At 46.1% G+C, this 26,844-nt stretch carries 29 protein-coding genes; 1 reads left to right on the top strand and 28 read right to left on the bottom strand.

The window, feature by feature from the left end; genetic code table 11:
• Nucleotides 1–21: 21 nt before the first annotated feature.
• The 15 genes from H7T88_RS09195 to H7T88_RS09125 form a co-directional block, all read right to left on the bottom strand.
• On the bottom strand, nucleotides 22–1,329 hold the full coding sequence (locus H7T88_RS09195) for an amidohydrolase (RefSeq protein ID WP_221788204.1): 1,308 nt from the start codon (nucleotides 1,327–1,329) through the stop codon (nucleotides 22–24).
• Nucleotides 1,313–1,969 (bottom strand): redox-sensing transcriptional repressor Rex, encoded by a 657-nt coding sequence (locus H7T88_RS09190; protein WP_221788203.1) that lies wholly within the window; start codon nucleotides 1,967–1,969, stop codon nucleotides 1,313–1,315. Before H7T88_RS09190 ends, H7T88_RS09195 begins: the two co-directional genes overlap by 17 nt.
• A 218-nt stretch (nucleotides 1,970–2,187) precedes the next feature.
• The gene (gene dinG, locus H7T88_RS09185) at nucleotides 2,188–5,049 is read right to left on the bottom strand and encodes an ATP-dependent DNA helicase DinG, 3'-5' exoribonuclease type (protein WP_221788202.1); all 2,862 of its coding nucleotides are present in this window, start codon (nucleotides 5,047–5,049) and stop codon (nucleotides 2,188–2,190) included.
• Between the two features lie 200 nt (nucleotides 5,050–5,249).
• On the bottom strand, nucleotides 5,250–5,945 hold the full coding sequence (locus H7T88_RS09180; RefSeq protein ID WP_312027597.1) for a tetratricopeptide repeat protein: 696 nt from the start codon (nucleotides 5,943–5,945) through the stop codon (nucleotides 5,250–5,252).
• Nucleotides 5,946–5,986: 41 nt separating this feature from the next.
• Nucleotides 5,987–6,370 (bottom strand): aspartate 1-decarboxylase, encoded by a 384-nt coding sequence (panD, locus tag H7T88_RS09175; protein ID WP_090917154.1) that lies wholly within the window; start codon nucleotides 6,368–6,370, stop codon nucleotides 5,987–5,989.
• Nucleotides 6,363–7,217 carry a pantoate--beta-alanine ligase gene (panC, locus tag H7T88_RS09170; protein ID WP_423246129.1) on the bottom strand — a complete coding sequence of 285 codons (855 nt, stop codon included), beginning with the start codon at nucleotides 7,215–7,217 and terminating at the stop codon, nucleotides 6,363–6,365. The genes panD and panC overlap by 8 nt, the downstream gene beginning before the upstream one ends.
• Nucleotides 7,218–7,264: 47 nt before the next feature.
• Nucleotides 7,265–8,137: a 3-methyl-2-oxobutanoate hydroxymethyltransferase gene (gene panB, locus H7T88_RS09165; RefSeq protein ID WP_090917158.1), complete on the bottom strand. Its 873-nt coding sequence runs from the start codon at nucleotides 8,135–8,137 to the stop codon at nucleotides 7,265–7,267.
• 353 nt (nucleotides 8,138–8,490) lie between these two features.
• Nucleotides 8,491–9,468 carry a biotin--[acetyl-CoA-carboxylase] ligase gene (locus H7T88_RS09160; RefSeq protein ID WP_154957566.1) on the bottom strand — a complete coding sequence of 326 codons (978 nt, stop codon included), beginning with the start codon at nucleotides 9,466–9,468 and terminating at the stop codon, nucleotides 8,491–8,493.
• Complete coding sequence (locus H7T88_RS09155) at nucleotides 9,455–10,753, bottom strand: CCA tRNA nucleotidyltransferase (protein ID WP_154957567.1); 1,299 nt, start codon at nucleotides 10,751–10,753, stop codon at nucleotides 9,455–9,457. The genes H7T88_RS09160 and H7T88_RS09155 overlap by 14 nt, the downstream gene beginning before the upstream one ends.
• A gap of 41 nt (nucleotides 10,754–10,794) precedes the next feature.
• A complete protein-coding gene (gene bshA / locus H7T88_RS09150; protein ID WP_221788200.1) occupies nucleotides 10,795–11,955 on the bottom strand; it encodes an N-acetyl-alpha-D-glucosaminyl L-malate synthase BshA in 1,161 nt (386 codons plus the stop codon).
• A 339-nt stretch (nucleotides 11,956–12,294) separates the two neighbouring features.
• Nucleotides 12,295–12,984 carry a bacillithiol biosynthesis deacetylase BshB1 gene (bshB1, locus tag H7T88_RS09145; protein ID WP_090917166.1) on the bottom strand — a complete coding sequence of 230 codons (690 nt, stop codon included), beginning with the start codon at nucleotides 12,982–12,984 and terminating at the stop codon, nucleotides 12,295–12,297.
• On the bottom strand, nucleotides 12,981–13,421 hold the full coding sequence (gene mgsA / locus H7T88_RS09140) for a methylglyoxal synthase (protein ID WP_090917168.1): 441 nt from the start codon (nucleotides 13,419–13,421) through the stop codon (nucleotides 12,981–12,983). Before mgsA ends, bshB1 begins: the two co-directional genes overlap by 4 nt.
• 18 nt (nucleotides 13,422–13,439) lie before the next feature.
• Nucleotides 13,440–14,243, bottom strand: a complete 804-nt coding sequence (gene dapB, locus H7T88_RS09135) for a 4-hydroxy-tetrahydrodipicolinate reductase (RefSeq protein ID WP_221788199.1) — start codon at nucleotides 14,241–14,243, stop codon at nucleotides 13,440–13,442.
• 100 nt (nucleotides 14,244–14,343) lie between these two features.
• Nucleotides 14,344–14,868, bottom strand: a complete 525-nt coding sequence (locus tag H7T88_RS09130) for a tetratricopeptide repeat protein (protein ID WP_154890606.1) — start codon at nucleotides 14,866–14,868, stop codon at nucleotides 14,344–14,346.
• Between the two features lie 50 nt (nucleotides 14,869–14,918).
• Entirely contained in the window at nucleotides 14,919–15,248 is a 330-nt protein-coding gene (locus H7T88_RS09125; protein ID WP_090917174.1) for a nucleotide pyrophosphohydrolase, read from the bottom strand.
• A 195-nt stretch (nucleotides 15,249–15,443) separates the two neighbouring features.
• On the opposite strand from H7T88_RS09125, the gene H7T88_RS09120 reads away from it, so the two are divergent.
• Nucleotides 15,444–16,313, top strand: a complete 870-nt coding sequence (locus tag H7T88_RS09120) for a YitT family protein (RefSeq protein ID WP_221788198.1) — start codon at nucleotides 15,444–15,446, stop codon at nucleotides 16,311–16,313.
• 143 nt (nucleotides 16,314–16,456) lie between these two features.
• Here the strand turns inward: H7T88_RS09120 and H7T88_RS09115 are convergent, their stop codons facing one another.
• The 13 genes from H7T88_RS09115 to H7T88_RS09055 form a co-directional block, all read right to left on the bottom strand.
• Entirely contained in the window at nucleotides 16,457–17,326 is an 870-nt protein-coding gene (locus H7T88_RS09115) for a sporulation protein YpjB (RefSeq protein WP_221788197.1), read from the bottom strand.
• Between the two features lie 66 nt (nucleotides 17,327–17,392).
• Nucleotides 17,393–18,019, bottom strand: a complete 627-nt coding sequence (locus H7T88_RS09110; RefSeq protein WP_154957573.1) for a DUF1405 domain-containing protein — start codon at nucleotides 18,017–18,019, stop codon at nucleotides 17,393–17,395.
• A gap of 128 nt (nucleotides 18,020–18,147) precedes the next feature.
• Nucleotides 18,148–19,035 carry a menaquinol-cytochrome c reductase cytochrome b/c subunit gene (locus tag H7T88_RS09105; protein ID WP_154890610.1) on the bottom strand — a complete coding sequence of 296 codons (888 nt, stop codon included), beginning with the start codon at nucleotides 19,033–19,035 and terminating at the stop codon, nucleotides 18,148–18,150.
• A gap of 22 nt (nucleotides 19,036–19,057) precedes the next feature.
• Entirely contained in the window at nucleotides 19,058–19,729 is a 672-nt protein-coding gene (gene qcrB / locus H7T88_RS09100; protein WP_017687726.1) for a menaquinol-cytochrome c reductase cytochrome b subunit, read from the bottom strand.
• A gap of 15 nt (nucleotides 19,730–19,744) precedes the next feature.
• Nucleotides 19,745–20,287, bottom strand: a complete 543-nt coding sequence (locus tag H7T88_RS09095) for a QcrA and Rieske domain-containing protein (RefSeq protein WP_090917182.1) — start codon at nucleotides 20,285–20,287, stop codon at nucleotides 19,745–19,747.
• 193 nt (nucleotides 20,288–20,480) lie between these two features.
• Nucleotides 20,481–20,888 (bottom strand): DUF2487 family protein, encoded by a 408-nt coding sequence (locus tag H7T88_RS09090; protein ID WP_253493393.1) that lies wholly within the window; start codon nucleotides 20,886–20,888, stop codon nucleotides 20,481–20,483.
• 189 nt (nucleotides 20,889–21,077) lie between these two features.
• The gene (locus H7T88_RS09085) at nucleotides 21,078–21,257 is read right to left on the bottom strand and encodes an IDEAL domain-containing protein (RefSeq protein WP_090917186.1); all 180 of its coding nucleotides are present in this window, start codon (nucleotides 21,255–21,257) and stop codon (nucleotides 21,078–21,080) included.
• 23 nt (nucleotides 21,258–21,280) lie between these two features.
• Nucleotides 21,281–21,787 (bottom strand): gamma carbonic anhydrase family protein, encoded by a 507-nt coding sequence (locus H7T88_RS09080; protein ID WP_221788195.1) that lies wholly within the window; start codon nucleotides 21,785–21,787, stop codon nucleotides 21,281–21,283.
• Nucleotides 21,788–21,831: 44 nt separating this feature from the next.
• Nucleotides 21,832–22,950 (bottom strand): hypothetical protein, encoded by a 1,119-nt coding sequence (locus H7T88_RS09075; protein ID WP_221788193.1) that lies wholly within the window; start codon nucleotides 22,948–22,950, stop codon nucleotides 21,832–21,834.
• A gap of 235 nt (nucleotides 22,951–23,185) precedes the next feature.
• Nucleotides 23,186–23,788, bottom strand: coding sequence for a histidine phosphatase family protein (locus tag H7T88_RS09070; protein ID WP_221788279.1), 603 nt, complete (start codon nucleotides 23,786–23,788; stop codon nucleotides 23,186–23,188).
• Nucleotides 23,789–23,832: 44 nt separating this feature from the next.
• Nucleotides 23,833–24,468 carry an anti-sigma factor family protein gene (locus H7T88_RS09065; protein ID WP_090917192.1) on the bottom strand — a complete coding sequence of 212 codons (636 nt, stop codon included), beginning with the start codon at nucleotides 24,466–24,468 and terminating at the stop codon, nucleotides 23,833–23,835.
• Nucleotides 24,465–25,058, bottom strand: coding sequence for an RNA polymerase sigma factor (locus H7T88_RS09060; protein ID WP_090917194.1), 594 nt, complete (start codon nucleotides 25,056–25,058; stop codon nucleotides 24,465–24,467). The genes H7T88_RS09065 and H7T88_RS09060 overlap by 4 nt, the downstream gene beginning before the upstream one ends.
• A 677-nt stretch (nucleotides 25,059–25,735) precedes the next feature.
• Nucleotides 25,736–26,830, bottom strand: a complete 1,095-nt coding sequence (locus H7T88_RS09055) for a prephenate dehydrogenase (RefSeq protein ID WP_154890613.1) — start codon at nucleotides 26,828–26,830, stop codon at nucleotides 25,736–25,738.
• Nucleotides 26,831–26,844: the final 14 nt, after the last annotated feature.

The following is a 26,844-nucleotide window of genomic DNA, read 5'->3' as shown; positions in this document are numbered from 1 at the left end:
AGTGCGCATTGAAGTTGCCTCTTAACGCGCAAGCAATTGATCAAAGGCCAACTGGGATTCCCGCAAAATGCGCTCTTCATCCAGTGTTAAACATTCACCATGTTTTACGACTTGTTTGCCATCTACCCATACATGTTCCACATCTTTCGCCGAAGCCGAGTAAATTGCATGTGAAATCAAATCCGTGTGTGGATAGAAGTGAGCCTGTTCAATGTTGAGTGCAATAAAATCAGCCTTTTTACCAACTTTCAAAACTCCAGTATCGTTCAGGAAGATGGACTTCGCACCGTAAGCTGTTCCAAGAAGCAACGCTTCCCCGGCAGGTACGGCGGTAGGATCACCGGATACTCCTTTATGAATTAAAGCTGCAAGTCTCATTTCCTCAAACATATCGAGATTGTTGTTGCTTGCCGGTCCGTCTGTTCCTAAAGATACAGTAACTCCTGCTTTCAACAAAGCGGGAACACGAGCTACACCCGATGCAAGCTTCAAATTACTACCCGGATTATGGGATACAGCGACATCATGACGTGCCAAGATCTCGATCTCTTCATCGTTGAGATGCACAGCATGCGCTACGAGTGAAGGACGTGAGAAAAAGCCATGCTTCTCCAAATGTGCCACTGGACGCATGCCATAATCTGATACATTCTGCTCCACTTCACGAAGCGTCTCTGACATGTGCGTATGGAGAGGCAGGTTTAGATCATGCGCAACTTGAACAAGCTTCTCTATGTAATCTGGAGGGCATGTGTAAGGCGCGTGCGGAGAGATTACGGTTGTGATGCGTCCATCCGCCTGTCCATTCCATTCACGCGCAAACGCAGCGGACTCTTCGAGCTTTCGCATCTGCTCTTCTTCGGAGCACAGTCCAATGACACCGCGAGCCAGCGCAGCTCTTGCTCCTGACTGTTCAACCACTTTTGCTACCTGATCCATGTGGTCATACATGTCCAGGAAAGCTGTTGTTCCGCCTTTTAACATCTCAAGCACCGAAAGGGATGCTCCCCAATACACGTCCTCAGAAGTCATTTTGGCTTCCATTGGCCACATTTTTTCTTGTAACCACACTTGCAATGCCAGGTCATCACCATGACCTCGAAGCAGAGACATTGCCGCATGACCATGCGTATTGATCAGACCCGGCAGGAAGAGCAGTCCTTTTCCATCCACTTTAGGCAGGTTCTCGTCACCATCCGGAAGCGTCTCACCAATATGCACAATCTTGTCATTTTCAACGACCATATACCCTTGAATCACAGTCCAATTGGCACCTTCATTTACAGCAAATTTACCATTTTGGATTACCCATTTATTCGTTGTTGTCATCAAGCTCATCTTCCTTCCCGTTCTCCAAATAATAAGCCAAACTGAGCAAATCCGTTGTAAAGTCCGCATGATGAATCCGCACATGTGAAGGCGTCTTTAGAATCGTCGGCGCAAAATTCAGAATCGCCTCAATACCCGATTCAATCAGTTGATCGGCAACATTCTGAGCTTCCGTGTCCGGCACCGTGATGATCCCGATACGGATGTTATCTTTCTGAACCGCTTCTGTAAGTTCTTCCATAGGTTTGACCGTCAGGCTATTAATATTACTGCCAATCTTAGGCCCAAACGCATCAAAAATAGCGACAATTTTCATATTGTCCTTCAAATAAGCATTATAATTCGATAAGGCATGTCCGAGATTACCGGCCCCTACCAGAGCCACATTAATTTGCTGATCAATTTTCAAAATGTGACGAATCTTCTCGATCAGGTAAGACACATCATACCCGATTCCTTTACGACCAAAATCACCGAAATAAGCTAAATCTTTACGGATTTGAGCTGGATTCAAATCCAGTCGCTGTCCTAGCTCCTGCGAGGAAACCGTTGTCACCTCACGCTGAACCAACTCGTTTAAATAACGCAAATATACAGGCAGACGCCGTACTACCGCTTCTGATATTTTATCCGATTTCATCCTTGCTCCCCCTTACCATCGCCACGATTAAATAAATATTGAAAAGATGAGCATTCTGTATACATGCAATATCCATGCATGATGTCCTCATACAGAATGCCCGAATTATTAGGAATATAAGTTCATTAAAGCGCTGCCCTGTTCGAACTTTGTGAAGTCTTCTTCAAAGTTTAACGCCATGGTGAAGTCCAATGCAATGTTATAGCTTTACATCGTAATTATTTTTGAGTTTCTGCAGGTCGATCTAACCATTCAGCAATACGGGGAACCATCTGTTCTGTCAGCATATGCTCCATCTTTGGTCCAGGTAGCGAATACAGGAAGTACTTGCCGTAATAAGCTTCAATTACACGCGTATCATACACAATGACGATTCCGCGATCTTTGCCTGTCCGAACAAGCCTGCCGAACCCCTGCTTGAAGCGAATGACTGCCTGTGGCACAGAAAGCTTCATAAATGGATTTTTCTTCTGCTCTTGTAACAGTTCACTCTTCGCTTCCAGAAGCGGATGGTTAGGCGGCTGGAAAGGCAGTCTCACAATCGCAAGACAGGTCAGCGCTTCACCCGGAATATCGACGCCCTCCCAGAAGCTACTCGTACCCAGCAGGACTGCTGCTTTGGCATCCTGGAAGCGTCGGGTCAACTTCGAACGATTCCCGCTGTCAACACCTTGCCCCAGTAGCGAGATGTCATTCCCGGACAAAGCCTCTTTCAGTGGTTCATAGACTTGTCGAAGCATTTTATAAGAGGTAAACAGCACCATCATACGTCCTTGAGTTGCAATCGCCGTCTCAGCAAGAGAGTGCACCAGCATCTGTACAAAGTGCGCGTCCCCTACGCTCCCCTTCAAACTCGGGAAATCCCGCGGGATTACTAACAAAGCTTGTTCCCGATAATTGAATGGGGAAGGTAGCATCGAGGTCAGAAGCCGATTATTGTCGGCAGCTTCCTGCAAACCCAGTTGCTCAATCATGAACTGGAATGACTTATCCACCGACAGCGTAGCCGATGTAAGCACAACGCTTTTCTTTTTATCGAAAAACATCTCTTTCAATTGCGCGCTAACATCCACCGGAACAGCGTATAGCTGGAGTGACTTGCTACGGAACTGTCCGCTGGCCTCCATCCAGTACACGGTCTTGGCATCATCCATACGCATGAAGAATCTTAAATTCTCCTTCATCGTCGTCAGATCTTTCAAGAGCCCGGTGATATCAGTGATCAGACTGTCGGACTGATAATCATCCTGATCTTCTTTTACTTCGAGCAACAGTTTGTCACCCTTACGAACCAAATCACCCAATGTCACATAGATCTGGTTCTCCAAATCCTGCAACTCCTGCCACTTGGCAGGCTTCTGAGACGCTTTAAGCCGCAGCGAGAACTGTCCGGTCTCCCCTGGAGAAGCATCACTCCGTTCAGGCAGAAGACCAAACAGAGCATCGCTCAGACGATCCCACATTTCCTTCACTTCAACGGCAAGGGGAAACATCTGATCCACCATTGAACCCCATTGTACACCGTTCTCGTGCCCTGACAACTGGGAGCGGAGCATTGGGAGCTGACCGTTACGACTATCTTTAAACAAACGGGTCAGTGTGTGTACGAGCGTAAAATACTTCATGTGAAGCCCAAGGTGTTTACCCGCTACATCTTCAAGATGGTGCGCCTCATCAATGACCAGACTTTCATAAGCTGGCAACAGCTGATGAGCAGCCTTCACGTCTGTAAACAGTTTGGAGTGATTGGTAATCACGATGTCAGAAAGTCCTGCCTCATGTTTCGCACGATGATAGAAGCACTTGCGGAACCACGGACAGGATCTACCGAGACAAGACTCGGACTCGCTCTGCACCGTTTCCCAGAAATCTCCTCCGCGTGCACTAAGGTTCAATTCTTCATCGTCACCCGTTTCGGTTTGTGTGAGCCACACAATCATCTGTGCTGCCGTGAAGTAGTCCTCTTTCGGCGTAGCAAATTCACGTTTGTTGATTTTGTGTTCGAATTTGCGTAGACAGAGATAATGGCCTCTCCCCTTGAACACGGAAGCTTTGAACGGAAAAGGAACTACCTGCGTCAGCATCGGAATATCTCGTTCGCGCAGTTGTTCTTGCAAGTTAATGGTGTGAGTGCTTACCATCACCTTCTGTTCTTGTTTTACACTTTCATAAATAGCAGGTAACAAATATCCCAAGGATTTCCCTGTTCCCGTTCCGGCTTCCAGCAAAAGATGTTTCTCTTCATCCAGTGCCTGCCGTACACTGCCAAACATCTGTGTCTGTGCTTCACGCTCTTCATAATGATCCAGTGTCTCTTTGAGGTTGGCGCGCACCTGATCCATAAACTGATCAAAGGTCACACCGTCCAGCGGATTCGCTTCTCTTTCATCCCGAGGAGCTCCAATTTCCGTCCAGTCACTAACGTTAAGCGCCAGCTGACGATAATAGGTATGCCCATCCAGGTCCTGAATCGGTTCTGCTTCCTTTTCTGCACGTAGTCCGTCGAAAAACCATCCCAGATCACTGTCTTCTGGTGCAAACAGGTCGCTTAGCCGCTGAATTGTAATTAACGGCAGCTCTCTTAGTTCATCGAGACATTTGAGCAAAACATGAGCTGTTGCCAGTGCATCACTGTCAGCCTGATGGGGCCGGTCATGTTCAAATCCAAATTCGGCTGATACATAACCAAGCTGGTATGAACCCAACGAAGGAAAAGTTATTTTCAAGAAATCAATCGTATCCAGAATACGACCTGTAAACGGTAAATATCCACATCGATCAAGTGCATTCTGTAAAAAATGAAAATCGAATGCTACGTTATGGCCCACCAGAACCACATCGTCAAGAAGCGGTACCATCTCCATCATCATCTCTTCAAGAGATGGAGCATCCGCGACATCTTCTTCTGTAATTCCGGTCAACCCAGTGATGAATGGCGGAATTGGAACACCCGGATTTACATAAGAACTATATATTTGAGTTATGCTGAAGTCATGGTCTATGATGGCAAGTCCGGCTTGTATGATCTCACCGTCGGACTGCGTGCCGGTTGTTTCGAAATCCAAAACGGCAAATTTCATTGCAATATACGATCCCTTCCATTCCAGTCTATGTTACAGCATAGCAAAAAAAAGGACATTTGAAAATTAACTGACAAAAAAGCGGTGTTTCCGCCGCTATGTCAAAGGAGGAAACACCGTTCTTTTGTTGCCAAATGTCTTTTTCAATTCAGGGCAATTTGGGCATGTCTTGAAACAGACTGAAGTGCAAGTGCAGATTTTCAGACACACCCTAGCTGGTTTGCGTATTGCAGTTTACCTCTGTTCAGCCTGCAAACTTCCATGTTGTACAGAGGTTCGGTCAACGTCGGGTCATACTGAAGGGCCTGTGCGAACAGGGAGCATGCTGCTTCTGGATTGGAGAGCTTCGCTTGGATACAGCCCAGAGCATTACATACAAGGCCTTTGAGTCTTGCTGATCCCTTAAGTAGCATAATCTGCTGTAAATGGGTTTCAGACTCATAAATCTGCTCCAGACTTAAGTGTGCGAGTGCCAGATAAAAACGGGCTAAGGCACTATCCGGGTAATCGTTCACAACCCGTAAGAATTGATCAATAGCCTGCGGATACATTTGTAGCTTGAAATATCCTTGGCCGCGGCTGAAGCATTCAAGATGAAGTTCAGGCAAAGCTGTCACTGCTTCCTGCTCCGGCTCAAGTGAAGCCGGTTTGTCCAGCTCCCTTTCCCGAATCTGACTCATCTTTTCTTCAAACATTAGCCATTCATCCAGCATCCCGTCACTCATTCGTTTGAGCAAATTCCATTTTTGTTGCAGCTCCTGTTTGTTCAGACCTTCAGCGGAAGGATAGCTCTTGATAATTTCATCTAACATGTCGTTCATTTCGGCGAAAACATGCTGGAACATCGATGCATCCCCACCCTTGGAAAATGAATTAGTGCAGTGACCTGTACTCATTTTTTGCTGGATAGGCCGATTTCATTCCCCTTCCCAGTCGATTACAAGATCGTGGCGTGAACTTCTTTCTTCATCGTCTGAACCGGTTTGTTCTGACTGTCCACAAACACCACGGTAGGTTTATGCGTATTCGCTTCTTCCTGTGACATCATGGCATAAGAAATGATAATGACTGTATCTCCAGGCTGTACAAGACGAGCGGCAGCACCGTTCAGACAGATGACGCCACTGCCGCGAGGTCCTGGAATGACATAAGTCTCCAGCCTTGCTCCGTTGTTATTGTTCACAATTTGCACTTTTTCATTTTCCATTAAATCCGAAGTTTCCATAAGGTCTTCATCAATGGTAATGCTACCCACATAGTTCAAGTTGGCTTCCGTTACCGTAGCACGGTGAATCTTGGATTTCATTAGAGTTCTAAACATGGGACAGCACCTCCATTTTTTGAATACGTATATTATCAATCAATCTTGTTTTCCCAAATTTCACGGCTAGTGCAATCAGCAGATCATCATATGCATTCAATTCCTCTTGGTCTGCAAGAGGCTCCAGACTTGGAAAAGCCTGAATCTCGGCATAATCAATGACAGCATGCGCAGATTTGCCAATATGTTCATGAAGCAGACGACGAATGTCTTTCGCTGTAACGGCTGTTCTAATCTCCACCGACTCCTGTGCGGCGCGCAGTGCCTGAGACAAGACCAAAGCTTCCTGACGTAGCTCTGCGCTCAAATAGACATTACGAGAGCTGAGCGCCAAACCGTCCTGCTCACGAACGATAGGACAAGGGATAATGTCCACTGGCATATTCAGATCATGTACCATTTGCTCAATAACGGCCACTTGCTGCGCATCCTTCATCCCAAAAAAGGCTTTCTGCGGTTGCACGATGTTAAACAGCTTCGATACTACGGTAGTCACCCCGTTAAAATGCCCTGGCCGGGATGCGCCACATAAGTGCTCTGTAATCCCGGATACTGCAATCGTCGTTTGCGTCGACTGGGGATACATCTCTTCCACCGAGGGAATAAATACGATATCTACCCCTTCAGCACGAGCCGTTTCAAGATCGCGCTGTTCATCCCGCGGATAACTTTCAAAGTCTTCATTCGGGCCAAACTGTATCGGATTAACAAAGATGCTTAGAACAACGATGTGGCTCTGTTCTCTCGCTGCTTTCATCAGACTGGCATGGCCTTGATGAAGATATCCCATGGTGGGCACCAGTCCAACGATCGTTTCTTCGGAATGGATCGCTTGCTTTTTTCGCATCAAGCTTAGTTCCTGTCTTAACTCTGTGATCGTGCGTATGACTTTCATCAGCGAATTTCCACCTTTTCTTTACGTTGTCCATACAATCCATCCAGCACGCCATCCGCTGCACTGAAAACATGCTCTTCGGCCGGGAAGGAGCGATCCTTCACTTCTTTTACATACGTTTCAATACTGCTGCGAATCACGCTTCCTACATCACCATAAGTTTTGACAAATCGTTTAGGCGTGTATGGTGAAGCATATTGAACCACATCATGAAAAACGAGCACTTGACCGTCACATCCCCGCCCTGCACCAATGCCAATGGTCGGGATCGACAATTCCTTCGAGATTGCCTCGGCCACTTCTTCCGTCACGAGCTCGAGCACGATGCCGAAAGCCCCTGCGGCTTCAAGCGCTTTGGCTTCATCCATCAGACGTTTGGCATCTGCTGCATCCTTGCCCTGAATCCGGTAACCACCGATCTGATTCACCGATTGTGGTGTTAATCCAATATGTCCGAGCACAGGCACACCTGCTTGCACAACAGCCTTGACTGTCTCTGCAATCTCAACGCCGCCTTCCATTTTAACCGCATGAGCATGACCTTCCTGCATCAACCGGCGAACACCTTTCAATGTTTCATCAACGCTACCGTGATACGTCATAAAAGGCATATCTGCAACGATAAACGTGTGTTCCGCTCCACGCACAACCGACCGAGTGTGGTAGACCATATCATCAATCGTGACTGGCAAAGTTGAGTTATAACCAAGGACAACATTACCTAAAGAGTCGCCCACCAAAATCATGTCAATGCCGGCTTCTTCGGCGAGCAGAGCAGTTGGATAGTCATAAGCTGTAATCATGCTAAGCGGGATGCCATCTTGCTTGTATTTTTTCATCTTCACAATGTTTAATGCTTGTTTGTTTGCCATTTGTCTTGTGCCCCTCTCACCTTTTCAATTAAACGCAACAAAAAAACCTTTTAGTTTTCCACTAAAAAGTCCCGAAAAGTCAAAAAAGAGTCACTTGCGATCGTCCCTTCTGTCTCGGTCCTCTTCGGCTCAGAGCAGAATCCAACAACACATTTGTTCTTATTCCATTTTTTCCTTGCTATTGCTGTCCTACTTGTCTACGTAAAACGCATCAAGCAGAACTAAGGTTACTGCTCATCGGAGTGCAGCTCGGTCTTTACAGCCCGATACCGCCTCACGAAAACAGTATACCAAAGTTCTGCTCAAAGTTCACGTCTTATGTTCGAGATCATTCAAGAGTTTTCGACAAAATATCAGCTTTTCCAAGTCACTTCGCCAGATATGATCAGTTCGCGTACCCCATCTTGCTTCTCAACTACCAGTGCTCCCGAAGAGTCCAGCCCTACAGCTGTTCCCTCAATCACACCGTGAGGATTGGTTACAGTCACCTTTCGATTTAACGAAACGGACAATGCTTCCCATAGTGAAGATATAACTCCAAATCCCTCTTTTTGATATAAAAAATAAAGATGTTCCATTTCCGTTAAAATAGCGGCTGCCAGCCCCGTCCGATCAATAGCTTGCCCTGTTTCAATCTGAATCGAGGTGGCAATCTGTTGCAAGTCTTCCGGATAATCCTGAGAATCGAAATTTACATCTACGCCAATGCCCGCAATGCAATATCGAACCTGATGATCTTCCACCGCAGATTCAAGTAAAATGCCACATATCTTACGGTCATTAATCAACAAGTCATTCGGCCATTTGATGCCAGCCTCTGCACCAGTATAAGCTCGAATCGCTCGACATACAGCTACACCAGTCATAAGGGTAAGCTGGGGCGTATGTTGCAACGGTAATTCGGGGCGTAGCAGCACGCTCATCCAGATCCCTTTTCCAGGGGGGGAGAACCACTTGCGGCCGAAACGCCCCCTGCCGCCAGTCTGTTCTTCAGCGAAAACCACCGCGCCCTCACTCTCGCCCTCTTCTGCCAGCTTAAGAACATCAGCCTGTGTAGATGACGTTGAGGACAGCATGATCGCTTTACGGCCAAATGTCGTCGTCTTCAGAGCAAGTTGGAGAGCTGTCTCATCAATGCTTTCGGGTCTCGTGATCAGACGGTACCCTTTACGGGAAACGGCTTCAAACTCATAACCCATCTCCCGTAATTTATTGACATGTTTCCATACGGCGGTTCGGCTGATGGACAGATGCCGGCTAATCTCCTCGCCCGACACAAACTGTCCGTCAGCATGAAGTAACATATGTAATAAGTCCTCATGCTTGGTCATTCGCAGCCACCCGTTTCACTTCAGCACTTAGTGTTTCATACTGATTCTTTATATTTCCAATCGCCGTTTCCCTGAGCAGATGTTTCATGAGTTGTCCGAGCCAAGGTCCACCTTTGCGCTCCACTAATTGCAACACCTGTTCACCAGTGATTTCGAGTTCTTTTATTGCGTGGACTGGCATGGATCGGCTCCAGTCTGCCGCGAGAGTTTGAACTTTAACGAGTCGATCATGTGTCTGTTCAGAACCTTCACGCCACTGTTTCGGCAATTGCTCTTGCAAGAGCAGCCAGTCGTTAGCCGCCTGAGCACCACAATGGAGTACGGACACAATCCAATTTTCCCGCAGCCCTTGATCATCTTCGCACTGCTCCACAAAATCAGTCACCAGGTGCTCCATCTGAAGCACACCCGTAATTCGAACACGTTGTTCGTTGGAAAATGTCCACAGCCGCAATAACTTGTCTGCCTCTTCCTGGTTGTATCCACCAGCCAGCAACACACACGACCATCGAAGCAACACATGTTCTCCTGCCAAATGTTGCAAGCCAGTTAACAAATCTTTATTAAACCTGGAAGAATCCACTGGTGCTTTGACATATTCTAGCGCTCTGCTGCGAAATAACAATTCCAATCCTTTGAGCGGATGAGGACCTGCCATCATTTTTACCATCTCGGTACGAACACGTTCCATCGCAATATACCGGAGCAGTTCGCGTTGATCAACGAGTCCCTTCCATGTATTGTACGCAATCCTGAAATTAAAGACGGAAGCGAACCGAACGCAGCGCAACATACGCAGAGCATCCTCACCAAAACGCTCAACCGCCAGACCTACACAACGCACAAGCTCTTGTTTAATATCAACTTGTCCGCCAAAAGGATCAACTATAGCTCCCTTCACGTCCATTGCAAGAGCATTCATGGTGAAATCACGCCGCTCTAAATCTTCCTTGATGTCTTGAACAAACTGCACTGCTGCAGGCCTACGATTATCCTGATATTCCGACTCTGTCCGAAAGGTCGTCACTTCAAAGTAATAGCCACCAGAGCGGACCGTCACAGTCCCATGCTGTAATCCCGTAGGAATACAATCATCAAAGAGAGCCATAACTTGCTCGGGAGAAGCAGAGGTCGTAATGTCCATGTCGTCCACGGCACGCCCCAATATTTCATCCCGAACACAGCCGCCAACCCAATAAGCCTCGAAGCCATGTTCATTTAATCGAGTAAGGACATTCTCACTTTGTTTTGCCATTTCATCATCTGCTTGTGTCCATTGAACCACCACATATCACCTCTTCTCTTGCCAGTTGTGGTTCCCCACACTTAACCGCAAACGGGATTGAGACTGGGGATTTCTCTTCCAAGCACACGATAATATATCTTTTCATATTCCTGCCGAATGGAGTCATTGCAGAAATCATGATGTGCACGATGAAGGCAAGCCTCCCGGATATCGGCAGCCAAACGCTCATTCGTCAGAAGACGAATCGCATTCTCAGCCATAGATTTGGTATCCCCGATCGGAGAGAGGAATCCTGTCTTCCCATGCAATACTAGTTCCGGAATACCGCCAGCCTGCGAACCAATCGTAGGTACACCACATGCCATCGCTTCAAGTGCTACTAGACCAAAGCTCTCTTTCTCGGATGGAAGCATTAAAATGTCGGCCATTGATATCACCTGAGCCACATCATCCTGTCTACCCAGGAAATGAACCTTTTCACTCAAGCCCAGTTCTTTAATTTTACACTGAATTTTGGGCAAGTCGGGGCCTTCACCCACAAACAACAACTTCGCGGGAACCTGCTCCTGAACTTGACGGAATACTTCCACTACGTCTTGTGTTCGCTTGACTGGACGAAAGTTCGAGATGTGCATCAGTATTTTTTCATGAGGGGCAGCATAATCACGTCGCAGACTCGCTGCATCTCTTGGATAATAAACACGTTTATCAATAAAATTATAGGTCAGGTCAATCGAACGCTGAATATCCAGTAGTTCAACCGTCTCCCGAATCAAATCCTGAGAAACAGCTGTTACCGCATCACTTTCATTGATCGCAAGACGGATCAGATCTTTCAACGATTCATCCTGAGCAAGTACCGTAATATCCGTCCCATGCAGGGTTGTAACCACTTTCAGATTGTCTCCGACCATCTGTTTGGCTAGAAATGCACATACCGCATGCGGTACAGCATAATGCACATGTAGCAAGTCTAGCTGTTGAGCCTTTGCCACCTGAGCCATCTTGGTTGCTAAAGACAGGTCATACGGAGGATACCGAAACACGTAATAATCGTTAACCTCTACTTCATGATAAAAGATATTCTTCTGAAACTTTCCTAATCTGAACGGAATGCTGTTCGCAATAAAATGAACCTGATGTCCCTGTTCGGCCAGCAATTTGCCGAGTTCCGTTGCGACAACCCCGGATCCTCCGAGGGACGGATAACAGGTGATTCCGATTTTTAGCTTTTGATCCATCGGGTTGGACGCTCCTTTGATCTCCCGCATATTGCAGGTTGATATCATGCAACGGAAATTAATTGATGTCATGATTTGTTTATGGTCTGTTTATATAACTAGACCTATTATAATTCACACGTCCACTCCGATGACAGAATTACCTGCCAATCGCTGTTATCCCCAGATTTTTTGGATTCCCTTTTACTAAAAGGGGAAAATCCGGTGATAAGCCTATGCTTACAAAGTAGCTTTCTTTCAGGAAGCTTTTAGGCGAGCGCTTCGCTTTTTCAGGTATTTTCTGTCCTCTCCGTTCAAGTGTGAATATATGGTTCTATCTATATACAGAGGTAGCGCCGTTTAGACGCCAAACTGTTTCACTACATAAGGCGTTATCGTTGCAAATCCTTCTGCAAACGGGATTAAGCTACGTTGTCCAAGTAAGGAATCACGTGCCCTCACTCGTTCGATATAACCTTGATTCAGCGGTGTAGATACGATACCTGCACCCTGCTCGAACTGAGATCGATAACAGCGAAGCGAGGCTTCCTTTTGTTCATAGTGTTCCGTAATATCCACAATCAAATCCGTAGGACCGATATCGTTGATAAAGTAAAAATAAGTTTCCTTCACTTGTACAGCTGGCATGTCCGGCATATAATTTCGAAGCTTCGCGTTAAATACCGCTTCTTGCACGAGTTTGCTACACATAATATGATCGGGATGCCGATCCTCCCAGTAAGGTGCAAAAACAATTCGAGGTGCATGTCTGCGAATCTCAGCGGTAACCGCTTCTACATGTTCTGGTGTAACATACAGCCCCCGGTCAGGTAATTCGAGATTTGTTCGACACGAAAGACCGAGGACGCGTGAGGCTTGCTCCGCTTCCTCGGTTCTGCGCTCCACGGTGCCATTGGAGGACATCTCGGCACGAGTCAGGTCACATACGCCTACCTTTAACCCGGCAGCCGTATGTTTCGCAATCGTTCCAGCCATGCCAATCTCGGCATCGTCCGCATGTGCACCGAAGATAAGAATATCTAGACTCATTGAGAGTCACCCGTATTCAATCCAGCGTCCGGCTTATACTTATGTACGAGTTCCCTCCAAGCAAAATCACCACGGTCAAGAGCTTTAACAAGGATCTCGGCTGTTGCAATATTGGTAGCCAGTGGAATGCCCTGAACATCGCACAGGCGAAGCAGTGCATTAATGTCCGGCTCATGGGGCTGTGCCATTAATGGATCACGAAGGAAAATGATCAGATCCATCTCGTTTTGTGCAACCAACGCTCCAATCTGTTGGTCTCCCCCAAGCGGCCCTGATTCAAAACGATGAATCTGCAGGGATGTACCTTCCATAATACGAAGACCTGTCGTACCTGTTGAATATAATTGATGGTCTGTAAACACAGGCTCATAGGCCGTAACGAAGTTTACCATTTCTTCTTTTTTACGATCGTGGGCAATAAATGCGATTTTCAACATGACAATCTTCAATCTCCTTTAGTCGATAAAGTGGTCAAAGCCGTAAACGAGTCCTGTATATTCCATCACCTTTTGTACACCGATCTTGACTCCCGGCATATAACCAGCACGCTCATATGAATCATGACGAATTTTCAGCGACTGTCCGTAATCGCCAAATACAACTTCCTGCTGTGCGAATACACCTGGCAAACGCACGCTGTGAATGCGGAATCCGTTATAATATCCACCACGTGCACCCTCAATCGTTTCTTCTTCGTTCGGATTGCCTTGACGAATTTCTTCACGATTGGCTGCAATCAATTCAGCTGTTTTGATCGCTGTTCCTGAAGGTGCATCCAGCTTCTGATCGCCATGGTATTCAATGATCTCTACGTTAGGCATATGTTTGGCTGCCTGTGCTGCAAAACGCATCATAAGAATGGCTCCAATCGAGAAGTTAGGCGCGATCAGTCCGCCAATACCTTTCTCCTGGCATTGCTTGTCCAACTGTTCAATCTGCTCCGGCGTAAAGCCGGTAACACCCATGACGGGTCTCACGCCATGGCGGATAGCAATCTCTGTATGAGCAAGAGCAAATTGAGGCACTGTAAAGTCAACCATGACCTGTGGTTTGGTTTCAGCAAAAGCCATCTCGATATCATCGGTTACCAATACGCCACACTCTGGCAGTCCTACCAGCGTTCCTGCATCCGTGCCTGCTCCGGAGCGGTTGACAGCGGCAGCAAGCTCCAAATCCGAGTCTTGCAGTACCAGTTTCACAACTTCACGGCCCATTCGTCCAGCCGCTCCGATCACGGCAACTCTTATCACTTCACTCATCTTGGCTGCATCTCCTTCACTATGTTAGTTCATCTAGTCGTTTTAACCCATGCATCTCATCCAGTCTGTATTTATTGTAACACTCGACTGTGAATATCAATTACTGCATCGATTTCAACCGTTGCTTCGTTTGTTGTAACATCTGATACAACTGCCCGTTCTGCGGATCAAGCACAATTGCATCCTGTAACACCTGAAGGGCACTTTCGTATTCGTTCAGATCGCTGTGAGCAAGAGCCAGCATCACATGTGCCTCCACAGACAGTGGATCCAGCCTAATGGCTTCTTTAAGAAGTTGGGAAGCCTCGACATATGGCTTGCTTGATTCTGTTCCAGCCTGCTCAAGCAGTAATTTGGCTCTAACTGTAAGTTGCTTCGCTTCAAGTGTCTGCAGATGAAGCACATATTCTTCGGCACCTTCGGATAGTTCCACCGCCTTGCGGGCATATTCGAGTGCAGGAAGCAAATGTTTGCTTCGGGCGTGCGTTATGGAACAGCGATAATATAACTCGGCATGCTCCGGGTGAGCATGAATAGCCGCTTCGAACCAGCGAATGGCTTGCTCAAAATCATTTTGCAATATACAGCGGTAAGCCTGCTGCATATAATCTTCCGGTTTCATCATCAAGCTGACCCTCCCCGTGCGGGTGATGGTACAGCATATGTAATCTACGCCTAATCGGTGTTTTTTGGAGTCCACCGATTTGCGTCGCGGGTATTAAATTTATGCATAACTTTGTCATGCGCTTCAGCCAGATCAATACCGAGCGAGTTTGCAAAACAGATAGTGATAAATAAAATATCACCAAGCTCAAGTTCAATTGAATTGGCAGCTTCGGAAGCTTTCTTCGGTTTCTCTCCGAACTCGTGATTCACTTCACGGGCAAGCTCTCCAACCTCTTCAGACATCCGGGCCAGCATGGCCAGAGGACTGAAATATCCCTCTTTAAATTGAGAAATATAGAGGTCAACCTCACGCTGCATTTCCGCCATACTTTTCTCCATGAGAGCAGGTTCTCCTTCTATTCTGATGTCGTGTTTGTTCCTAATAATATCAGTTATTGATGTTTACTTCCACCATCATACGGTACAAATCATGATTAATGTCCGGCATAATCATTTTTAAAGACTATAGAAACAGGTATACTAAGATGGGAATGATGACTTCCTCATTCTAATTCAAGTACAGAGAGGGATCTTATGAGCACTACCAAAACGTGGATTCAACTAAAACTTGTACTCCCAATACTGTTGGGTACAACTTTATACGCCTTTGGGCTTCTTTATTTTATTATCCCCAATCAGTTAATGGAGGGCGGACTTACCGGGGTTACCGTGCTGATTAACTATGCCTTCGGGGTTTCCCCATCCCTTACCACTCTTATTTTAAATGTTCCGTTATTTCTGATTGGGCTTAAAGTGCTCGGTAGCAGACAGATGATTTATACCGGAGTCGGGATTGGGGCGTTGACCTTATTTCTGTGGCTGTTTGAGAAAATGATTCATCAAGGCTGGATTGAACCGTTACATACCGAGAATGATCTTCTCTTGGCCGCATTATATGCAGGGGTTACCTTGGGAGCCGGGCTTGGCATCGTGTTCCGCTGGGGCGGTACGACAGGTGGTTCCGACATTATCGCGCGTATCCTGAATCGAAAATATGGGTGGAGTATGGGACGAGTGCTGTTAGGTATCGACTTTGTGATCATTGGCCTTTCCCTCATTTACATTCCCAAGGAAAAAATTCTGTATACACTCGTAGCTGTGTTTATTGCATCGAAGGTTATCGATTTCATTCAGGAAGGTGCCTATTCAGCCCGTGCATTTATGATCATCAGCGATCATGCTCCCGAGATTGCCGATCAAATCACCAAAGATATGGATCGCGGCGTTACGCTCATTCCAGCCATCGGCGCTTACTCGAAACAAGCAAAGCATATGGCATATTGTGTTATTTCCAGGCAAGAATTTCGCAGGTTACAAACGATTGTACGTTCCATTGATCCCAGGGCATTTGTCATTATCAGTGATGTACACGATGTGCATGGGGAAGGTTTTAAAGAAAGCTGAGACTTTATTTTTACGATAGTAAAATATGCAAAAAAAGAAACCTCTTCCCACAGCAAAACGTCAGTCTATCGGCTGTCTTTGTGGTAAGAGGTTTTCGTTGATCATTTTATGATACATCTATCATGATAAATAGGGAAAAATGACTAGCGGCGATATGTAAAAATATCCTGTTGCTCGGCACGATACTTACGGTACCCCGCATAACTCAGCGTAGCAACAATGACAGAACTAATTATTAGCCCTGCTGCCCGGCGGTCTGGCCCTTGTACATAGGGCACAAAGGCACTCTCATCCTTTTCACGTCCAAACAGTTGATTGACTAACTCCTCTCCATGTTCGGTCATGCTACGGAGCTGTGATCGATCAGACTGCTTTGCATGTGTCAGTCCTTTGAGATGGGATAACCAAGCATCCATTTGAGCGATCTGATACGGCTCAAGCCGAATGATCGCCGCTGGACGGATCGTTTCATAGTGCTCTTCAAGAACACTAAAGCGATTAGTCAGAATCGCTGCACTGTTGTTCTGATTAACTGCCAGTGATAACGCATCCAGATCATTCTTCACAATTTTATAATATTGGAGCCAGAGCGGTTTAGCCGGATTGGCCAGACTGTCCGTAGCAAGTCTGAGTTTGGCTGAAACTTGCTGAAGCAGATGTCTATCCCCTTTGAATTTAGCTGTAGCCTCCTTGACTTCTACCACCGTTTCGGACAACGCATGAATTCCCTCAACAGAGGTTTGACCCTCAAACGAGACATGCGCCAGACTATTCCCGATACGCGTAACGCTGGCACGTACTTCCTCCATGTTATTTTCAAGCACCCTGCGATATAGCACAGTAGCCTCTTCATTCATTTGTGCAATGGTATAAGTTGAGGAAACTTCCTGATTCACATTTGGTTTGAATTCACCACTTTGCGCGGATACCCTGTACGAAGCATTGGTCCAAAGCAGCAGAGCCATGAGTGATACCGTCAACCATCCCGTTAGACTCCTGAATGTTCTCTTCATGGACATCCCTCCCATCATCAATGTATGGCGAGGGATGTCTGGTTAGAACAAGCTAAGCTGGTATACTCAGGCTCTTTTGGCCTGCTTTAATGCAAGCCAAGCCGCAAGAATGCTCACGATGGTCAACGTGACTGTAAAATTACGAACAGCCTGTACATATTGGTACAGCGTTGCAGGCAACCACGGGTAAATATCGTATGTATAATCCATCGTATCATTCAACAGTGTCCAGAGACCTGCCACAATCAATGACAACCATCGGAAGCCGAAGAAGCGTACATATATCAGTGCTTCAATTGCCATGGCACTATGGGAAGCGATCAGCATCCAGTCCTGCCAATGCTGTGCTCCTCCTTGAGACCAGCCAGCAAAAATGATAGATACAGCCCATACGCCATATTTAACAGAGGTAACTACAGCGAGTGCCTGGATAATATGTCCAATTCGTTGCAGGACTGCCGACTTTACAGGATACAGTACCCACAACAGCGCTAATGTAAAAAACAAGCTTGCTGTTGGGCTATCTGGCACAAATACGATCTGCCATACTGGCTGGTGGGCAAGAGTCCATTTCATTTGTTCACCATACCAGATATACCCGTAAACCGTACCAAGCGCATTACACCAGAACAAAAGCCACAGGAAATACCGATTGGTTAAAAACTCCCTGCTCCAAAAAAACGATAAAGCCACGACCACTGCACCTTCTTCCTTCACTCATTCTTGACACTTCATCTCGATTACCGAATTTCAGATATTATCAAAATAGACTTCAAAAAAACCTGACCGCATAACGATCAGGTTTTTTCATTAATTCGATTTTACTGTTCTGCCTTCTGTTTCGCAAGCCATTCGGCTAGATGAGTGATTTCGTCATCGGTAACACCCTGGGCTATAGCTTGGTCATACATTGGAGGCATTCCATTGTAGCCCTCTTTAATAATCGTCACAATCTCTTCTTGACTGTGCTTGTCACCGACGCCACGAAGAGAAGGTGCGTTGCCTTGGCCTTTCATATCGGTTGCGTGACAGCCAATACATCCAGCCTTTTTGTACGTTTCCATCGCAGAATCGTCCTTGTCAACAATCGCGACTTCCTCCTGCTGCTGTCCCGGTGCATTAGAAGTAGGCAAGCCCTGTTCATGTTTCTCCAGAGCCTCTTCCTCCCGCTGAATATGCTCCGGCTTCTGTCCTGACGCTTCAAGCTCGTGCTTGTAGTGTGTCCACGCTACGTTTGTCAGATAGAATACCGAGATAACGGACAGTAACATTAAAGCAGAAGCAATTGGACGTTTGTAGAAACGACGCTCTTTCCCCGTATCCAGGAAAGGAGCCAGCAGCAGAGCTCCGAATGCGACACCGCTGACACCCAGTACACCCAGCAGGACATAATCTCCAGATGCATAAGGATATTTCAAATACTGATACAGGAAAAGAAAGTACCAGTCTGGCATCGGGATAACCGATGCACTTGGATTAGCCGGATAACCGAGAGGTGCAGGTTCCGAGATGGTCAACACGAGAATGCCGACCAGAACAACAACCCCGACCATCCACTCTTTGAGCAAGAAGTTAGGAATAAATGCTTCCGATTTGCCGGGATATGCCGTGTAATCAGGTGGAGTAATGAACCCCGACCCTTTGCGGACGCGTGAATCACCGACAAAGATAACTTTTTCCTCATCATTGCCCTTGTGCCCGTGAGCCATTACGTTTCCTCCCTTCTTTGGTTTATAGTGGTCCCGAAATGCCCTGTCTGCGGATCATGATAAAGTGTCCGACCAGAAGCACCAGAAGCACCGCAGGGAGGAAGAAGACGTGCAATGCGAAGAATCGTGTCAGCGTCTGTGCACCAACGATGGTTCCTCCTTGCAGGAATTCTTTGATAATTGGTCCAAGCCAAGGTACGGTGTTGGCAATCTCCAGCGTTACTTTTGTTGCAAAATACGCTTTGTTATCCCAAGGCAACAAATATCCTGTCAGACCGAGACCGAGCATGACGAAGAAAATCAACATGCCGACAACCCAGTTCATTTCACGCGGAGCCTTGTATGAGCCTGTAAAGAATACACGCATCGTATGTAGGAACATCATGACGATAACCAAACTGGCCCCCCAATGGTGCATACCGCGTACAATCTGACCAAAAGCTACTTTCGTCTGCAAATACTCAACACTTGCATACGCATTAATAATATCTGGAACGTAGTACATCGTCAGGAACATGCCTGACAGAATCTGAATAACTGTAATAAAGAACGTTAATCCGCCAAAACAGTATACGAATGCGGAAAAGTGATGCGCCGGGTTTACATGCTCTGGCACTTCATGATCCGCAACGTCCCGCCATATTGGCGTGATGTCAAGACGCTCGTCAATCCAGTCATAGACATTTTTAAACATCTGCGTTCACGCCTCCTATTTCACTCGGGTGTTCGGAACAATCTCGCCCAGATAAACCCAGCCTTGTTCCTCCTTAACCACATATTCATCCAATGGTTTCGGGGCTACGGCAAGATTCTTCCCTTCCTTGTCATAGTGCGCGCCGTGACATGGGCAATGGTACTCATTCGGGTAGTTTTTGTCACTGTTCCATCCCACTGTACATCCCAAATGCTTACAGATGGGTGAAAGCGCATAAATTTTCCCTTGCTCGTCCTTGCGAATCCAGGCCACCAACGAAGCATTACTCAAATACCAGCCATCCTGTTGTTTCAGTTCGAACGTAAATTCTTGAGGTTCATTTGTAATTTTGCTGATCTCAGCCACTTTGACAGAGGTTCCTTCCCCCTTGTGTTGCAAAATCGGGTCCACCGCAAAACGGACCATAGGAAGAATTGCACCGGCGGCCATGTAGGCTGTAGCTCCACCAAGCGTATACGTCAAAAACTGCCTGCGCGACATTTCCAATTTGCTTGGCGGTTTCATCGAGGCTTCGTGCTGGTCATGCTCACTGCTCATACTGTCTCCAACCCCCTTTTTCAGCCAACTCTCTCAATCGTTTTCATTATCATAAATTCCACGACTTACTAGAACATACATAATCATATAGTAGCCCTAGAACACCGTCAAGAATTTGTCACACATTTTTAAGGTTCAATTGTAAGCGTTGTTAAAAAACTGTTGGAAATTTGTCACATTTGTCATCAAGATGTCACCTTTTCCATAGGTCTCGAATGCATTCCCCGACATGTCGGGCAATTGTCCCTTCTTCGAGTTGCCCTGCTAGATCCTTTTGACTCAAAAGTAAATCCGCGGCTGGAATGTCCATCTCCACAAATGATCCATCTGCTGACATAATTACCACATACTTAAATCCAGAAGCTTTGAGTTCAGTCGACAAAGTATTTAATGTCATTGACATTTGTGAACTTGCGTAATGATAGGCTGGGTACGTCATAATTCTTCCTTTAAAAGGAATCTCCACCGTATCTAGAAAATCTCTCAGCCGTTCCAGCGCTTCAGTCGCTTCAACCGGTGACTGTTTGCCGCTCATAGCCGTGAACGGAACAAGGCAGGTATCCAGATAGAGTTGCAGTTCAGCCCAGCTGTCTTGATTCATCTCACTGAATTTCAATTCCCTATATCCCCTTCCTATCCATTTTATTCCCATATTATATATGAGCATATGTTATAAAGCCAGATATTCATTCAATTTTTAAGTTTATATAAAAAAATATTAAAAAAAGGAATGCGAGGTTGCGCATTCCTTTTTATCCACTATTCATTTAAATGGTTCTATATTGATCCGTTAATTGATCGTCCTCAGTTCATCCGTCAGACTCCGGAAAGCTACTTCGTCTCCGGTAGCTAACGCTTTGTCGATTTCCAAATAAAGCTTTTCACTCTTCTGTTTGCGAAGCGCCTCGTCCCAAACCATCTCAGCCGCCAGCCCCAACATGACTTCATACGTAACTTTCATTTTATCCAATAGGATGCACCTCCAAAACGGATTTAAGAGCTCCTATATTCTCTTCCTTTGATTACATAACCCAGTGAAGTTCTCGACATCCGCTGCAGATCGGCTTCAGTCAATTCACGAATCACTTTGGCAGGTGTCCCCAAAGCGAGAGTATAGGGCGGAATTTTACTATTTTCAGTTACTACAGAACCGGCTCCAATCAGTGAGTACTCACCGATCTCGCCACCATTGAGTACAATGGCTCCCATACCGATCAATGCCCCTGTTCCGATGGTACAACCATGAATGATTGCAGCATGTCCTATGGAGACATCATCTCCCAGAATAAGAGGTTGGTCGGTGTTTACATGTCCTACAGCATTATCTTGAATATTGCATCGCTTTCCAATAATAATAGGTGCCAAATCGGCCCGCAGAACTGCATTGAACCAAACGGTAGAATCTTCGTCCATTTGCAGATCACCTATCAATTTCGAACCCTCCGCCATATATATGGAAGGGTGTAGCACTGGCTTTATACCTTTGTATGGAATTATCATTCGTATCACTCCTTAATTTGGGAGTGATTGTAGCAACTTGTCCTTCACTTGTCAAACACAATAGGTGCAACATCAGCAGAGACGGAACGGCAAGATGATGCGAGCTTTAATCCCCAAGCCGTCATCTGCACAACTCTTCCTTGTTCATGCTCACCTGCACGAATCAAGCCTAGATGCATCATCATTTTAATGATCCGCTTATCATAGATATCTTCAGCAGTGTCATAATAGAACGGCTGGATAAACGGGCCAATTTGCTGAAAAAGAGATTCCCTTGTAGACCAATTCTCGGCACATTCGCCTGTCCAGTACACAATCGAGGACAGATTTGGAACAGCACCTTTATAAAGTCTTAACCAAAACCGAAACAGCTGTATCATTTCGGCTGTTTTCTCGGCCCCCAGCTTCTCTTCACCAGACCCTGTCAGCCTAAGACACCCCTGCTCTTCACGAATCAATCGATGATGAAACGCATAATCATACACCAATGCGAATCGATCCGGATAATCCTTGAACGAACGACCATATCCGAAGCGCCAACCGGCTTTGCCTACCAGTTCCTCAGAGATGTGCAGATGCTCCATAAGTTGCTGCTGTGAGCGTCGATACATCATGCCTTCGGCATTCACAGCGATCTCATGTTGTTGCACAAATTTCAGGAACAACTTCAGATCTTCTGCCATCAGATGATATTCTTCTCGATACATGGCCGGTTCTGTTGTTTTGACTATACCTGCTCGTAAATGGGTAGATAATACATCTCTGAACCTCAGTTTCAAGTCTTTAGGCACTTGATAGAGATATCTGGTCTGTTGTGTAGTCCCATTGAACAGCCAGCCGCTTTTGGTAAAGCGAACAATGAGATCACGCGGACTCGAGCCTGCCTCACTCTCCTTTTTGTCCATCGATTGACGGGCTATGGCGATGAGCTCCTCCATACCATAATATTGGCGGGGGTCAAATAACAGGTTGTTCAGAAACCGTTGATCGGCCTGGTTCAATTGACGTATCTGTTGCTCAAAGAAAGGTTTACTACCCAATGTTGTGAGGATGCTCTGGATGAGTTCATGTTTGGAATTAGGCTTGCATTCACATTGATAGTAGTCTGCTATTCGATTAAGCTGGCCAATATCAGCAAAAGTCAGCATATCTGCTAGATTCATGGATCCATCGCCTCACCCGTTCACTGCTTTAGGTTGCTGATCTGGCCTTCAACAGTGTGGTTTTGTAAACATGGTTGACGGATTCTCCACAATCTAAACCTCTTCTTGCCATTTTTTTTGTTTTATCTCATCTTATGCCTCAAAACAATCAATCAGAAGAGAAACAGTAGAGTTTATCCGCAGTCCTGAATAATCTCTTAAATGTAGATGGTATAAAAAAAACAACCTGAGCTTATCACTCAGATTGTTTGGCGGTATCCATAGACAGATGTTGTGTGCAATTATATAAGAGTGGAGTCCAGTCATCTTCATGTTCTTTCTCCAGAATGGTCAGCGACAGATTGCCAATGCGTTCGGTGTATTTATCCTGATATAACGCCGTTAACAGGTTAGCAAGAAAAGCACCATGCGTTACAATCAGTACATTTTCTTTCGAGTGAGCAGACCATAAATCGTCCAAAAAAGCCAGCGCACGTACTTGAATATCCTCGATGTGCTCTTGTCCCAGATCAAGTGTATCCCAGGATTCCCCCCAACGCGCAACCCGTTCATCCGAAGTAAGGCCCTCAATCAGACCAAATGCTCGTTCTTTCAATCGTGCGTCCGGTTCAAGCATAGGTACATCCAGCATTCGTGAAAGAATCTTTCCCGTTTCCTGTGCCCTTGATAAACCACTCGTCACAATAAAATCCCACTGGTAGTCCTCAGACTGCAGACGTCTACCAAGGCATTCTGCCTGCTTACGTCCTTCCTCATTCAAAGGAATATCCGTCTGCCCCTGTATGCGGCCAGCCGCATTCCAATCTGTCAGACCATGACGAACAAGTCCGATCTGCACATTCATCCCTCATTTCTCCACACAGCGAACGCCAGGTTGGAAACCTACGCACCCACACCTTGTTTACGTTTAGTTGTTGATCGATGCATACGTCCAAGTGAAAACAAAGCCATTCCTATGGCAAGCAGAGACAATGCCATCCAGTATTGAGGATATGCAGGTCCCATACTTACAACAAAAGGTTCAATGATACTCCCTTTATTCGCTCCAGGGATGTCATACTTATATAATCCCGAAGATGAAGATGTACTTCCAGCAACCCCAGTCTCTAGGATGCCTGTTGTAATTACATTGGACTTCTCAGCTTCTGAAACCTCTGGCTTGAACATCGCCATGTACAGAAAGCTGCATAAAAAAATAGCCAGGAACGCCGCAATCCACAAAGACATATGTTTACGGATTGCCGCAGAGAATCGATTAACCTTTGCCTCTTCTGGTAATAGCCATGGAGACTCCGCGTAAATCCGGTCCATTACGTTTCGGTTGACCCTCTCTGCCTGTTGCTCTGTCACTGGAACCGGGATGCTGTGCAGCAACATCTGGGCTTCCTCCCAGACTTCAAACTGCTCCGAACAATCTTCACAACCAGCGAGATGTGCTTGAAAAGCAATTCGCTGAGGATGAGATTCCGGTAAGTCCCAGACCAATGCAAACAGTTCCTGGGCTTCATTGCAATTCATCGGTTCTTCATCCCTTCATATGGCTCGTACATCGGCTCGAAGAAATAAGGCTCCAATTGTGTTTTTACGCTTGATCTTGCCCTGAATAACAGCGATTTAACAGAACTAACACTCTGCCCCAAAATACCTGCAATTTCCTGATAGTCGAGCTGATCATACTCACGGAGTATAATCGCAGAACGTTGCTTCTCTGGTAAATTGTTAATCGCATCTCTAACCAGCATCACCCGCTCGCTACGCAGTACAGCATGCTCAGGAGCATTCTCCATAGGAGCAACAGGAACTACGCCGCTCTCTTCAAGCGGAACATTCCCACTACGCTGTTTACGAAGCTCACTCAATACCGTATTTCTAGCGATGGTATACAGCCAGGTGGAGAATGAAGCATCCACCTCACGGAAAGAGTGTAAACTGCGGAACGCCTTGTAGAATGTCTCAGAACAGAGATCTTCCGCAAGCAGCTCCATATTGGAACTTTTCAACATATGATATACGAAAGCCAGTATTTTACGCTGATAACGACTCATCAGCTCGGAATATAACTCAACGTTACCTTCCTTGATCTCTCGAATCAACTGGGAATCCGTCATTTGAGTGCGACCCCTCCTCGCCCATCCATGTGCTTCTCCCCGTTCGACTCTATCCATGTATTACCGAACAGGCGTAAAAAAGTTGCGGTTCAACCGCATAAAAAAAGCGTCCAGCACCGTTTTCGGCCCTTCCGCCAAATTCCCCTATGTAATGGCAATTTCCCCAACGTTTCTACATAACAGTAACATTGTACAACGGTCTGCATCATCCTGGCAAATCCATTGCTATCCACTTTTGTCCGACTTAACATTTATATGCCATTAATTTCGTTGTCATGACTTCCTAATACAGCATTTTGGAAAGCCTTGCATATATAGACGTGACCATTTCTAAAAAGGTTACAAAAATGAGATATTTTTTTCGGAATTTTTTTTGGCGCATTCTATCAACATTCTTTTTCGTACCTCACGAGTGGTTTTGCTAAGATTAAAAGCCTTGATTGTACTGTTTTTCCTCGAAATCTAAGTTTATACAAATAAATTTGTCCAAAGTGTTGACAAAATGAAAACGTATACATATAATAAAAGTACAGTATGGTTTCTCTCCACTCCTATCCAATAACTGTATTGCTCCACGTGAGCAATGGCCGCTTATGTAAGCGGTCTTTTTTTTGTCTAAAAACATAATTCTCCCACTGGTTACAAAAAAAAGAGAGCTCTCGCCCTCTTTTGTCAACCTAAATCCACACCTGATAACCTAGTGATGCCAGCAGAGTCTTCGCTCGTTCCATATCTTCTTCCTGACGGAATGACAAACGCATAATCCCCGGCACGTCCACCCGGTTTTCAATAATCTCAAGGTTACTCAAGTTGATATCATTTGTCCCGAGCTCTGTTGCTATTTTACCGATCATACCCGGAGCATCCTGCACATCTGTATACAGATCGAATAAAGGCGAGATCATGCCCTTGCGTCGCTCAGGCAATACACTGCGGAATTCCCGCGCCTGACGAAATGCATCCTCAATGCCTTCCCCGTTCTTTTGCTCTAACATCGTTGTAAAAGACGACATTTGACTATTCCAGTCCTTAAGCAACTCCAGCAGCACGTCACGGTTACTCAGCAGAATATCCCTCCAGACAATCGCATCACTGGACGCAATCCTCGTAATATCCCGAAAACCACCTGCTGCCAGCATTTTATACAGCGGATTAGATTCGTTATATTCACGTACCTGATTCACCAAAGCAACAGCAATAACATGGGGCAGGTGACTGATCGCACCTACAATATCATCATGCAAGAGAGGCTCTACCCGAACAATCTGAGCACGAGTATACGCTAAAAGCTCGGATAAGCGGCCATACGCCTCCTCAGGCACATGCATGGAAGGGGTGAGAACGTAATAGGCGTTCTCAAATAATACAGCTGATGCTGCGTCTACACCCGCACGTTCCGATCCTGCCATCGGGTGTCCTCCGATAAAGTAAGCCTCTTTTAACCGGATCTGTTCCGCACAAGCTGCAATGGAAGCTTTGGTACTACCAACATCTGTAATGATGCAACCTTTTTTCAGCGGCAGTCTGGACAGTTGTTCAAAATACGATTCAAGCAAACCAACAGGCACACACAAAAAAATGAAGTCGGCATCCTGCACCGCTTCTTCCAGAGAGAGCGTCGCAGCATCCACTACTCCGCTCGCTATGTACTTGTCTTTTAACTCTTCCAGATGTGCGTAACCCATGACGGTAACCCCCGGCTTGCCTTTAAAGCAAAGCGCAAGTGAACCGCCGATGAGTCCGACACCAATCATTGCAATTTTTATGGTCATGGGTCCTCACTCTT

This window comes from Paenibacillus cucumis (ex Kampfer et al. 2016), assembly GCF_019748695.1.
GTDB classification, from domain to species: domain Bacteria; phylum Bacillota; class Bacilli; order Paenibacillales; family Paenibacillaceae; genus Paenibacillus; species Paenibacillus polysaccharolyticus.
Note: the sequence above shows the minus strand (reverse complement) of the source record. Positions and strands in the feature narration are given on the sequence as shown.

Coding starts and splice junctions, on each gene's coding strand:
- H7T88_RS09090 (WP_253493393.1), bottom strand. CDS start 20,888: ATGAATCAAGACAGCTGGGCTGAACTGCAACTCTATCTGGATACCTGC.
- H7T88_RS09065 (WP_090917192.1), bottom strand. CDS start 24,468: ATGAATTGCAATGAAGCCCAGGAACTGTTTGCATTGGTCTGGGACTTA.
- H7T88_RS09160 (WP_154957566.1), bottom strand. CDS start 9,468: ATGACCAAGCATGAGGACTTATTACATATGTTACTTCATGCTGACGGA.
- H7T88_RS09115 (WP_221788197.1), bottom strand. CDS start 17,326: ATGAAGAGAACATTCAGGAGTCTAACGGGATGGTTGACGGTATCACTC.
- H7T88_RS09180 (WP_312027597.1), bottom strand. CDS start 5,945: ATGAGTACAGGTCACTGCACTAATTCATTTTCCAAGGGTGGGGATGCA.
- bshA (WP_221788200.1), bottom strand. CDS start 11,955: ATGGATCAAAAGCTAAAAATCGGAATCACCTGTTATCCGTCCCTCGGA.
- panB (WP_090917158.1), bottom strand. CDS start 8,137: ATGGCAAACAAACAAGCATTAAACATTGTGAAGATGAAAAAATACAAG.
- panC (WP_423246129.1), bottom strand. CDS start 7,217: ATGCGAAAAAAGCAAGCGATCCATTCCGAAGAAACGATCGTTGGACTG.
- H7T88_RS09060 (WP_090917194.1), bottom strand. CDS start 25,058: ATGACGGATTCCCAGTTGATTCGAGAGATCAAGGAAGGTAACGTTGAG.
- bshB1 (WP_090917166.1), bottom strand. CDS start 12,984: ATGAGTCTAGATATTCTTATCTTCGGTGCACATGCGGACGATGCCGAG.
- dapB (WP_221788199.1), bottom strand. CDS start 14,243: ATGAGTGAAGTGATAAGAGTTGCCGTGATCGGAGCGGCTGGACGAATG.
- dinG (WP_221788202.1), bottom strand. CDS start 5,049: ATGAAATTTGCCGTTTTGGATTTCGAAACAACCGGCACGCAGTCCGAC.
- H7T88_RS09125 (WP_090917174.1), bottom strand. CDS start 15,248: ATGGAGAAAAGTATGGCGGAAATGCAGCGTGAGGTTGACCTCTATATT.
- H7T88_RS09195 (WP_221788204.1), bottom strand. CDS start 1,329: ATGACAACAACGAATAAATGGGTAATCCAAAATGGTAAATTTGCTGTA.
- H7T88_RS09105 (WP_154890610.1), bottom strand. CDS start 19,035: ATGGCTCACGGGCACAAGGGCAATGATGAGGAAAAAGTTATCTTTGTC.
- H7T88_RS09075 (WP_221788193.1), bottom strand. CDS start 22,950: ATGAATCTAGCAGATATGCTGACTTTTGCTGATATTGGCCAGCTTAAT.
- H7T88_RS09095 (WP_090917182.1), bottom strand. CDS start 20,287: ATGAGCAGTGAGCATGACCAGCACGAAGCCTCGATGAAACCGCCAAGC.
- panD (WP_090917154.1), bottom strand. CDS start 6,370: ATGTTTAGAACTCTAATGAAATCCAAGATTCACCGTGCTACGGTAACG.
- H7T88_RS09055 (WP_154890613.1), bottom strand. CDS start 26,830: ATGACCATAAAAATTGCAATGATTGGTGTCGGACTCATCGGCGGTTCA.
- H7T88_RS09190 (WP_221788203.1), bottom strand. CDS start 1,969: ATGAAATCGGATAAAATATCAGAAGCGGTAGTACGGCGTCTGCCTGTA.
- H7T88_RS09080 (WP_221788195.1), bottom strand. CDS start 21,787: ATGATAATTCCATACAAAGGTATAAAGCCAGTGCTACACCCTTCCATA.
- H7T88_RS09120 (WP_221788198.1), top strand. CDS start 15,444: ATGAGCACTACCAAAACGTGGATTCAACTAAAACTTGTACTCCCAATA.
- qcrB (WP_017687726.1), bottom strand. CDS start 19,729: ATGTTTAAAAATGTCTATGACTGGATTGACGAGCGTCTTGACATCACG.
- H7T88_RS09130 (WP_154890606.1), bottom strand. CDS start 14,868: ATGATGAAACCGGAAGATTATATGCAGCAGGCTTACCGCTGTATATTG.
- mgsA (WP_090917168.1), bottom strand. CDS start 13,421: ATGTTGAAAATCGCATTTATTGCCCACGATCGTAAAAAAGAAGAAATG.